Source organism: Chitinophagales bacterium, assembly GCA_020636535.1.
Classification (GTDB): domain Bacteria; phylum Bacteroidota; class Bacteroidia; order Chitinophagales; family JADIYW01; genus JADJSS01.
On record JACJXT010000001.1, the window covers coordinates 1 to 11,087 of the forward strand.

The window sequence follows — 11,087 nt, forward strand, 5'->3', positions numbered from 1 at the left end:
CCATACATTGCTACTGCTTCACGCTTCATCACAAATTCGTTGCCCTCTAGTTCGGCATTAACACCGCCCTCACTATGTGAACGACCTTTGACAAAGCCATTACCTTTAAATACTTGACCTCCGTGTCTATATTTCGGTAGCGGTGCAGTTGCTACCATTATCGCTGTTGCAAGTGCAAACGCTCCTGCTATTCCAGCCGCTATACTTTTAATTATCAGCCCCCCAGTTGTATTTGTAAATGTGCTTAAAATAGCCATTGGTATCATTGCAAATGCCTCCGCTGTTCTTGCTCTTTTTTCTTTCCTTGCTTGTTCATTTTTTAATTTTGCAATTTCTTTATCATATTGCTTTTGTGATATTACACCACGCTTTAGTTTATCATCTAAAGCCTGTGTTTCTTTTTGCGTGTGTCGTGCAAATAATTCAGATGCCAAGCCAGTTGCTTGAGATATACCACTTTGAATGACTTGATATTTTTCTGCAAAGCTATTCATATTTGCTGTTAATTCCTTTAACCTTTCGGCTTTTTTATCAATTACATCTCCACTTCCTCCACCCTCGCTACTATCATCTGTTGTCGTATCTCCGTTCATTAATTGGTTAAATGTTTCTTTTGCAAACTCTAAATCATTTGTTAATGATTTTATTTTATCTTGAAGTTCAACTACATTAGTATCGTCAAAGTCAATAGCACCTCCGCTTGATATTGTTTCATTAAATAGCTTTTCAAGTTCTTCTTTTGTTTTTGTTAAAGAGTTTTCGAGTTGCTGAATGAAGCCAATAGGCTGTGATGGCTGAACAGTCAAGCTATTCAATACGTCTTTCATTATTTGAATATCAGCTGTCAAATCTTTAATTCTATCCTCTTCTTTTTTTGATATAGGCATTCTAACCCTCTTGAACTGTAATTCCTCTAATTCTTTTTCTAAGGCACTTAATTCATTCTTGTATATCTCCAATTCCGACTTCGCAACCTCCACTACTGCTTTAGTTTCGGTAGCAACCTTAGATGTTGCAGTCTTTACATCGGTTACCGTTTTTTCATTGACATTATTACCAAGATTAGCAAGTGTTTTATTTAATTCGGTAGTTAGCGATGTGATTGTATTTTCAATTTCAGTAGCTTTCTCTGTGATTGCTTCATTTTTTATTCTATCAGCATCTTTCGTTGCTCCAAAAAAACGATTAATTGCAATTCTTGATTTTGTCCAAGTGCTTAAAAGCTCCCCATTCTTGGCTATCTCTAAATTTATTTGTTCTTGTGCTATTTTAGACGATAATAATTTTATTTTCTCTCTATCAACTAAAATTTGAATTTGCTTTTTAAATAACTCATTAGCCTTTTCCGTGCCGATATTTTCAAGCGTGATATTCCCTAACATTTCGGGGTAATTCTCATTGATTTGCTTGATAGCATTCTTGCGTTGCTCCTTACTTAAATTCTCATTCTTGGCAATAGCAACTAGCTTAGTTAATTCCGCTCTTTCATCTTCTATATTTTTATTCGCCTCTTTGCTTACATCTGCCAACAGCTTTAGATTTTTAGATGCTTGTCTTGAACTTTCCGACCACTTCATAAAGGCAGTAACTGCCACACCTAATAACACCACAAATGCCCCTATACCAGTGCTTACTAAGGCAAGTCTAAATATTTTCATAGCTCCAGTTGATGAACCTACTGCCAACGCATAACCCCTTTGTGCTATTGTTGCAACTCCAGTAGTTATTGCATCTTTTTCATTCAATGCAACTTTTATTTGTTGCAATGATTGACCGATTAACATTAAGGAATTTACCTTAACGAGCGTTTGATTTAATAATTCATTTTCTTTGCCAAATAATCCAACAGCACCCTGCACAAGTCCTATTACTGATGTTGTTGTTTGCAATTTAGAAATGAAACTATTTATGGCTTCTGAATTACCTCCTACTTCGGCAAGTGCTTTCTTACTATCTTTGCTTGCTTCTTCTAACATCTTTAAAGTTTCGATAGCAACATTAAACTCAAATGTATTTTCTTTCCCTACGAGTCTCAGCCTTTGTATATCCTCTTTGACTTGTTTTACTGCTTTTGATACATTTGTATGCCCACTTGCGATATTGTCAAGTAGCGTTACATATTTCGCAGTAACCTTTACCATTCCGTCAATCTCTTGCTTCGTTTTTTCGTAAATGTCAATCTGCTCTTTTAATGTGCCACTTAGTTTTTTAAATTCATCGGTGGAGGATTTACCCTCCTTAACTAATTTTTGCAGTTCATTTGAGGTTTGTCCAATTACTTTCGCTAACTCATCACTATTTTGCTCAGCTATTTTATTAGCCTTAGCCATATCAAGAAGAACATCTGCTGACTTTTCAATATCTTTGTTGAACTTATCAGCCCCCTCCACTTGAAATTTTACGATTATATTTTCGTTAGCCATCTTCTTTGTTTTGTTTATCAAAGTTAGCCTTTTTTTCTTTCATTTCTTTAATAAAATTATAGAGGTAAAGAAAATAATGCTCAATATCTAAATCTTCTATCTCTTTCATTGATAGATTATAATGCTGTGATAACCTTAAAATAAGAGTATCTATATTATTTTTAAATGTTATTATGTCAATACTTCCGCTGTCATCTTGTTGATTATCATTTGAAGTTTCAAATCGTAATCGGATAAAGGAGCTAAGTTTGGTAAATTTTTCTTCAGATTGCTCAAAAAAAAATCTCGAACTTCTAAATTTGAATTTAACAACTCAATTTTTCTTTGATTAAAGGCATCTGAATAGCCTGTAGGTGCTTCATCTTCAAGTAAGAAAAACATACAAAACATAAGCTCTAAAATCGTTTCATTTGCATTTTTTAATGTGCTTGATTTTTCAATAAACCAATCTAAGGTGCTATTAATATCAAGCAACGTTTGTACTATTTCTTTATTATTATTCGACGCTAAGGCTTCTGTGCTTCTTTTCTTTAATTCATTAACAGCAGTAACCCATTGCTCTTTTGTAAGTAAGAAAGTGTGGAGGTAATTATTTGCTTCCATAATGTTACGATAGTAACGTGAAGATACCTTACCTAAATCTTCCTCCCTGTATGTAAATAGCTTTGTGCCATCGTTAAACGTGTGAACGTGCAAAAGAACAATGTCAGACTTTTTTTTGAATAGGTTTTTTATTTTCTTTATCATCTTTCATTTTTTTAATTATATTTTGTGCTTCAATTTGCTTTTCCAAATTTAGCATATTTTTCTTACTTAATAACTCTTTTAGCTTATCCATAGTGCTTTAAATTATTCACATTTTTTATTATTAATTCCGTAAATTTCTTATGATTCTTGCTCACAAATGTACGATTACTTTTGTCAAAATTAAACCAAAAATCCATTAAATACCTCCACGCATCTAAAACGTGCAACCCAAATTTAGCCTTAGCTTCATTTAACGACTGCTTAGCGTCAGGAAACGACGTTTCAATATCTCGTTCCAATAAGTCTTGATTGTGGAGAATTAAGGCATTATTTCTCATATTAACAAACACTTCGTTAATTATTTCGCCACTCACAGTATGCGGTAAATTTGCCCCCCTAACATAGAACTGCTGTGGTAGTAGTTGCAATTCTTTTTGAATAGTATAGTAATAATTTTGTTTTACTTGCCTATCCGCAGACCCACTTCTACCACTTGCATCGCCCGTAATTCTTATACGACTTCTAAGATAGTAGCCACTATCAAGGTATTTTTCTTTTATTTTTCTGCACACCGCCTGTAAACTGCTAAGATTATAGATATTAGTATGGTCTTGCATTATAGTATCGAATATGTGATATATTTGATTTTCTCTATCAAACTGACCGATAACGCAAACGCAAGGAGTAATGTTAAAGTCAAATCCTATGTCAATATAGTATTCTTCCTTTGGCTCATAATTGGTATGAGCAAAATGTTTCATTTTGTTGTAGCCATAGAAAAAAGGCACTTCATTACTATACTGCCCCCACTCGCCAAGACAATACGGTAAGTACTTTGACGGATTGGTAACTTTCAAATTCTCATACATCGCAATTCTATCTGCTGTAACATTTTCTAAGTTATCCTTATAGGTTGTGTGTGTACTTCTGTATTTAACTGTATGCGGTTTGCCGTCAATCTCATAACTTATTGACTTCGTGAAATTCTTATCATTTGTCCCTGCAAAATAGTTTTTATAAAGCCAAAAGTTTTTTTTGTCCATTACACCTTTTGGTAATTCAGGATTAAATAAAAAATATTGCTTTACTTTTCCTTTGTTAGTCCTTAGTGTAGTGCTTATAGTCGTAAAGTCTTCAATAGTTATCTGGTCGCCCTCCTCATACCAGGCGTGTGACGGATTACGAATAGATTTTAATTTCGGTGCATTATCACAACCTCTGCTTATAAACTTATTTCCATTGGTACAAATTATTTCTAACGGACTTACTTTGAATTGGAAAAAGTCGGACAACCCCCATTCCTCTACAATATCTTTGATTGTCTGCCATTGACTATCTTTGATGCTTTCGTATGTCTTCTTTATCATAATGCACCTAAAATATTTCAACTGCAAACAATCTAAAATTAGTTTTTGTGCTGTAAAATGCGACTTGCCACTATCACGACCACCCCAAATAAATTCAATGTCAATATCGTTAGGTTCTAATATGTGTCTATAACAAGGTAAGAACATAGCCTCATCTATCTCTATTGTTGATACCTGTGTGGAGGCTGTCATTTTACTTTTTCTTTTCTTTTACAATTTTTATTGCAAATCTGTTAGGTATCAAATCAGAACCGCCTTTGCCTGTAAGCTCCAATTGTGCTGGAACATAGTCGCCCTCTATTTTGCTTATGTATTCAAGTGCTTTTAACCTTTCGCCGTAAGTTGGCATAATTATTTTTACGCCATCATCTGTTTTTATTTTCTTTGCATTTCCTATTGCAATATCCTCCGCAATTTTCAACCTGTCTATTTTGCTTAAAATAAGCTCTTTTTTGACTTCTTTTTCTGCATTTATACTTACCCTTTCAAGTTCTCTATTTTTGGCTGTAATGTATTCAGAATAGTATTTGTCGTGCAAATCAAAGGCTCTTTTTTTATGAATTGCGTATTTAGAACTTAATAGTTCGTAAAAGGGCGTTTTAAGGTTCGCTTTTGAATCGGATTTTTGCAATTCTTTTATAAGCAATGTTTTAAATTGCTCATCTGAAATTCTGTTTCCTTTCTGCTTACCTCTCTTGCTCATATCATTTTGTTTTAGAAAACCATTGTAAATAAATCTGATATACTATTTGTTCTGTCATTAATGTTATAAATATTTATTTCTTGCTTGGATTTTGATAGCTTTATTATCATAGGTAAATACTTAAAATTTGTGTAGTTTTTTCCCTTACTACACAATAAAATCAAACCACACAGCTTTTTATGCTGCTTTCAGATTGTATTTCTGAATCTTTCTGATTTCTTCCTTAGTGTAGCCTTGTCCCTCAAGGTCTTCCTGACCTCGTTTGATAGTGCCTTGTGCTAATTTTCTCATCTTTTTAGATTTAAGCGTTGATTGGAATATTCCGTGCCAACGTGTTCCTGTTTTTCTTTATGAAACACGTATATCAAATTATTATTTTCATCTACTAATCTATATTTTTGCCCTCTGTGTGTTTCAAGCAATATAGAGTAGTTTCTGCTCATTGTTAAATGCCTCTTATATGTCCAATCGTTCCAAAACACTTCAATAACATCACGCAAAAAACCTTTTTTTTTGGTGTAAGTATCTGCTGATTTATCTATTGTTTTAACTGAACGAAAAAAAGGAGTTAAATTTATTTCTTTATCCTTAAAAGGCAAATCTTTTGAAAAAAAATCGTAAAACTCTTTAAATCTTACCTCATCTCCATCTTTTTTATTTTCTAAGCACCAAACATAAAAATCCTCTTTTGTTCTGAATGTTGAATTTTTTCCGTAAACATCAGCATAAATAGAATAAATATTATCAAAATTTGTTTCTGAATATCCCTTTACTTTAACTCCATTCTCTCTAAGTGTATTGTAGAACAATGTATAATGGGTATGATTTTCATTAATCAGTCTGCTTTTTGATGACTTGGATTTATCGTAAATATCTTTAAATACCTCCTTATATCTTGGTGTCATATTACTGTATTGCAAATTATTTATATGCATTTTTTGCAACACAACACCTGATAAATTTCTACTTGTGCAATTTTCAATTTCTTTGTCTATATTAATCCATTCGTGCCAAAATGGATTATACGCCACAATAACCTTATTTCCTCTGCGTAATAATTCATCTACAAGTTCCCAACGGCTTTCTATCGTAGGAGAACCAACTTCTGTATTTTTTCTCGTTTCATCGCTGGTATGTGTTATCGATATATAAAATACTTTGTTTGATTTTATCATATCCAAATACTCATATATTCTGCTTCCACCTCTCGTTTGTATTGAATGTTTAATGCCATAATCTTCAAATAGTTCAAACATTGGTAAACTGATTTGTTCATTTGTTTTTGCAAATGGGTCTGTTTTATTAGATGCCGTTACAACCATATCGTGTTGCAACATCATAGCAACTTCGTTTTTTTGATGCCTGAAATTTGTTATTTGGTTAAACAATTTTTGTGGGTCAATTCGTCGGTCAGGTTTGTTTAAATTTGCAAAACAATATCCGCAATTGTGCGAACACCAATTATGAGAAACATCTAAGGCTTCTGGCACTAACATAAATTCCCCTGCAAATAAAGTTATCATTGTTCTATGTATTTATTTAATATTTCATTTAAAATATAATTATCATTTTCTCCGTTCATTTGTTTTGCAACAAGTTTGTACTTCTGCTTAACTTGATTAGTAACATTTAAAATCAATGGTAATAAGATTCCTTTAGCCTTTTCTTCAACTTCATAATCATCATCTCCGCCTAAATCCATATTACTATTATCAATTTCAAGTTCTTGATAAGTAACATTTAAAGCCTGTACGTTTATTTCAAATTCTTCAACATCTATCCATTCCACCAACACTTCTTGTGCTATCGGGTTTTGTTTTTGATTATGAACCTCTAAAAGAATTTTGATAGCATCTTCCTTGTTTTTAACCTCGCAAAAATTTGCGGTTAATTTATTAGGAATCTTAACACCCTGCGATACTAGTTCATTTAATATTTGAGTTCGAGTATGTCCGTCAATCCAGTAAACATCACCATCAATCTCGCACACATCATAGGCTTTAGCTATTCCATATCTCTTGATTGAGTTTTTAATATGCTCATAATTATATGGCAACTTTAGATTATCAGGCTGTAAATCTTTTACACTTTGCCATTCAATTAATTCAGTTTTGTAAATCCTGTTCTTAATCATACTACAAATATAATAATAATTTCATTAGTCTATCATAATAAGGCTTAAATGTTTTATTTCCGCTATTCCTTTCTAAAAATGAAATATGAGTATCAATGAATTTCGGCACATCAGAAACAAAAGTAGCACTATCAAGCTGTACTTCTTTTATTTTAATATTTTTGAGTTTTATTTTTAATTCAGAAAGGTGCATTAAAATAATTGTGGATAAAGATTGTGTTTTAGTTGAAAAAGAATGTCATCGTACAATTCAATAGGCACGGCTGAACGCTCTGCGTAATTTAAGTATACATTTTTAGTCTTTAGAATATAATCATACGGCGATGTGTAACCTAATTTTTTATAATCTATATTTTTCCTAACATATTCCATTTTAGCTTTACTAACTGTAATTAAGTTATTGTTTTTTATATTATTTTTTTTAAGATATAATTTTTTGTTTGAATAAATAATCGTTGGTTTTTTAGAAAAATTACCATTGTAGCTTGAATATTCTAAAGAATTTCTATACCCTTTTAGGTTGTGAAATTTGCTTAAATATTTGAAAATTAAACTACTTGCACCATTCTCAAGAAACCAGTACTTTGGCTTAAATTCTTTAATTATTTTGGCTGTCCAATATGCTGTTTTTTGACCTAATAATCTTAATTCTCGATGTCGCTTAACATAGTTATTTGCTTTAAAATTTTTCTGCCAGTAAAGGTTATATTCGTTATAATTTCTCCTGTAAAATCTAACATTCCCTATACTTAAAGTTACCCAAGTTTCGCAAGGTGGAGAGGCGAAAATAATATCAGGATTTGGCAGTTTTGATAGTTTTTTAATGCAACTTTTTTTTGACAAATCAATTTTTATAAAATTATCTGTAATTGCAGAACTTGATGGCAAACCAATAGAATATACTTTATATTCTTCTGAATTTAACTGCTGTGTGATAGCAGTTTCGCTATCAAATAACGACCAAATGATTTTCATTAATTTTGACACAATTTTATCTTACTCAATACTTTTTCTTTCTCCAAAATATACTCCCAACTATCTTCTATGTCGTCAATCCTATATTCTATTTTACCACTTGTTATCGTAGATATATTATTATTTTTCATATAAGAAACAATGTCTTTAGCGGTTAAATTTTGGTAGTTTTTTATTTCTGTTGCTTTCATTTTTTTACTTTAGTTTCGTCAATCTGCTTGTTAGTGGCAATACTCAGAAGCCCTACGAACAGCAACATCGTAATATTGTTTTTCCTTTTCTATTCCGATACCTATTCTATTGTTTTTTATAGCTGCTAAAATTGTTGTTCCGCTTCCCATTGTGTTATCTAAAACTGTATCGCCTTCGTTAGTGTATGTTTTTATAAGATATTCCATAAGCTCTAAACTTTTTTGCGTTGTATGGCTTTTTGCTTTTTGGTTAGCATTAGTAAATTCCAAAATAGAACTTGGGTAATAATCATCATTAAAATTATCAATAGGAGTTATTTGTCCGTAAACTTCAAAATCTTTTGTTGGAGCAATTTTTTTATTTCTCATTTTACCTTTTGTCATTTGCGGATTATAAGTTGGTTGTTTTTTATAAAAAACTACAATATCCTCGTGTTGTCTTAAAGGCATCCGTTTACAATTCATCATTCCTACTTTCATTTTTTTATCCCAAACAAGCGAATATTTAAAATCCTTAATATTTGAATTTATTAAAGTAGTTGTAAATGGTTGAGAGCCAAACAATACAATTGCTCCGTTGTCTTTTATCACTCTTTCATATTGCTTCCAAAGTAAATCCAAGTCCAAAATACTATCCCACTTTGCTCTTGTAGTCCCATAAGGTAAATCGCAAATAATAGCATCAATTGATTTATCCTCAATAAAAGGAAAAACATCGAAGCAATCAGCGTTCACAAAAATACTGCCACTAACACGGGTTTGGCAAAATGGCTGTTCGGTAATTCTATCAATCATTTGATTTTAATTTTTTAAGTTTTGTAATTCTATTTAGCTTCGGGTTCAGCCACTTCGCCAAGCCCCTACGCTCCAACTCTAATTTACATTCGTTTGCCCATTCGTAATTTTCTTCTTCAACTGCTTTTTGCAAATGAAATTTAAGAAATTCGTTATCCCATTCTTTGCCATCACACCCAGTAAACTTACCTTGTTCGGGCATTGGTGGTAATTCATAATCACAACTTTTCATATTTGTAAAATTAACTGCTGCCAACAAATGCTATACAAAAGCGGGGCAGCGTTCCGCAATTGAACAGTTGTGCATCTATTTGTCATTTGTGCAAGGCTGACAAGGTGTGCATCTAATTCCCCGCCTTCGTATAGCATCGGCACGTTATGCACAAGTTTAAGAAAACAACGTCCGTGCATTTATTCGCTGTTCTGCTATTTTGAAATAGTTTTCGTCTTTCTCTATTCCGATAAAAGAACGGTTTGTGTTTTTACAAGCTACTCCAGTGCTTCCACTTCCCATAGTTAAATCAACTACTAAATTACCTTCGTTGCTGAAAGTTTTTATTAAATCCTCTAAAAGCAATATCGGTTTTTGCGTTGGGTGGTAGTTATCTCTATCTCGTTTGTATTCAAAAACATTATCCTTATATTTTCCACCTTGCCAAAGGTTAAATGTGCTTCCATATAGTTCGGTTTGTTCTTTTAAGTGTTGTTGTTGGTATTCGTCAAATATTTTTCCAATTTCGTCCTCCGTTTTATCAAAATTGAAAAACTCATTTAATACTTTGTAATGCTTTTGAGTTATCTTTTGTATTTGCACATAGTTCCAGTCAAGTTTATGTTGGCAGATAACTTTTGCACTTTGTATGTTTTTGGCTATACCGCTTTTCAAATACGCTTCATGTAGTAGGTTATCATTCCAAAATATTCCAACTTTTTCTTGTGTGTCTTTTAGCCACTTTCTTATTGGGTGTTTTAATTCTAAATCGTGCTTTGGGTTCATTTTACTAAATATCAAAATATCCTCTGTTCTATAAAGTAAAGCACTTTTTGAACGCATAAAACTGCCAAGTGTATCTTTTAACCATATTGCCCTATAATTGAAAGGTAAGTTTGGTATTGCCTTATTTATCAATTCTCTTGTAAATGGTTCTTGTGCAAACAAAATCATTTTACCATTTTTGCGAAGTATTCTATTTGCAACCTGCATTATTTTATCGGTATCAATAATACTATCCCATTCGTGTTTTTCTTCTCCATTATGGTAAATACCCGTTTTACTTTGTCCTTCCATTGTACCATAGGGTAAGTCGGTAAGTATTAAATCAACACTTCCGCTTTCTATTTTATCGCTTTCAATCAGGCAATCCCCGAAAAAAAGACGAGAAAAAACCTGTGCATAACACTCGCTATAAGTAATGGCGGGGTTCGTGCTGTTATTATCATTTGTGCTTTCTATTGTCATTCGTTGTATTTTGATAGTGAGTAGTTCTAATTCCGCCACATCTCAAAGCACCTTAACGTTGTGCGTAATTTCACAACCACTTCCATGACTTTGCTTTTTCAAACTGACTTTCAAGTTTTTTTCTCTTTTTTAAATCCGTTGCGACATTATGTAGCATCATAAATACTTCTTCAATACTATTACCTTGTACAAGGTCTAGCAATACTGTATAAATAGAAGCGTCTTGATAAGCCAATTCTTTATTGCTATTTAGTTCTTTAACTAACTTTTTCTGAAATTTCATATCTTTTGAC

At 32.3% G+C, this 11,087-nt stretch carries 12 protein-coding genes; all 12 read right to left on the minus strand.

The window, feature by feature from the left end:
• Nucleotides 1-2,423: hypothetical protein (locus H6553_00005; protein MCB9032196.1), on the minus strand; the 2,423-nt coding region annotated here is incomplete at its 3' end.
• A 171-nt stretch (nucleotides 2,424-2,594) separates the two neighbouring features.
• Entirely contained in the window at nucleotides 2,595-3,026 is a 432-nt protein-coding gene (locus H6553_00010; GenBank protein ID MCB9032197.1) for a hypothetical protein, read from the minus strand.
• 227 nt (nucleotides 3,027-3,253) lie between these two features.
• Nucleotides 3,254-4,729 (minus strand): PBSX family phage terminase large subunit, encoded by a 1,476-nt coding sequence (locus tag H6553_00015; GenBank protein MCB9032198.1) that lies wholly within the window; start codon nucleotides 4,727-4,729, stop codon nucleotides 3,254-3,256.
• A gap of 1 nt (nucleotide 4,730) precedes the next feature.
• A complete protein-coding gene (locus H6553_00020) occupies nucleotides 4,731-5,240 on the minus strand; it encodes a hypothetical protein (GenBank protein ID MCB9032199.1) in 510 nt (169 codons plus the stop codon).
• 287 nt (nucleotides 5,241-5,527) lie between these two features.
• On the minus strand, nucleotides 5,528-6,763 hold the full coding sequence (locus H6553_00025; GenBank protein MCB9032200.1) for a radical SAM protein: 1,236 nt from the start codon (nucleotides 6,761-6,763) through the stop codon (nucleotides 5,528-5,530).
• Nucleotides 6,760-7,374 carry a hypothetical protein gene (locus H6553_00030; GenBank protein ID MCB9032201.1) on the minus strand — a complete coding sequence of 205 codons (615 nt, stop codon included), beginning with the start codon at nucleotides 7,372-7,374 and terminating at the stop codon, nucleotides 6,760-6,762. The genes H6553_00025 and H6553_00030 overlap by 4 nt, the downstream gene beginning before the upstream one ends.
• 192 nt (nucleotides 7,375-7,566) lie before the next feature.
• Nucleotides 7,567-8,349 (minus strand): hypothetical protein, encoded by a 783-nt coding sequence (locus tag H6553_00035; protein MCB9032202.1) that lies wholly within the window; start codon nucleotides 8,347-8,349, stop codon nucleotides 7,567-7,569.
• Nucleotides 8,349-8,540, minus strand: a complete 192-nt coding sequence (locus H6553_00040; GenBank protein ID MCB9032203.1) for a hypothetical protein — start codon at nucleotides 8,538-8,540, stop codon at nucleotides 8,349-8,351. Before H6553_00040 ends, H6553_00035 begins: the two co-directional genes overlap by 1 nt.
• 30 nt (nucleotides 8,541-8,570) lie before the next feature.
• Complete coding sequence (locus tag H6553_00045) at nucleotides 8,571-9,335, minus strand: site-specific DNA-methyltransferase (protein ID MCB9032204.1); 765 nt, start codon at nucleotides 9,333-9,335, stop codon at nucleotides 8,571-8,573.
• Nucleotides 9,328-9,591: a hypothetical protein gene (locus H6553_00050; GenBank protein MCB9032205.1), complete on the minus strand. Its 264-nt coding sequence runs from the start codon at nucleotides 9,589-9,591 to the stop codon at nucleotides 9,328-9,330. Before H6553_00050 ends, H6553_00045 begins: the two co-directional genes overlap by 8 nt.
• A gap of 132 nt (nucleotides 9,592-9,723) precedes the next feature.
• Nucleotides 9,724-10,833, minus strand: coding sequence for a site-specific DNA-methyltransferase (locus H6553_00055; protein MCB9032206.1), 1,110 nt, complete (start codon nucleotides 10,831-10,833; stop codon nucleotides 9,724-9,726).
• Nucleotides 10,834-10,864: 31 nt separating this feature from the next.
• A complete protein-coding gene (locus tag H6553_00060; protein MCB9032207.1) occupies nucleotides 10,865-11,077 on the minus strand; it encodes a hypothetical protein in 213 nt (70 codons plus the stop codon).
• Between the last annotated feature and the right edge of the window lie 10 nt (nucleotides 11,078-11,087).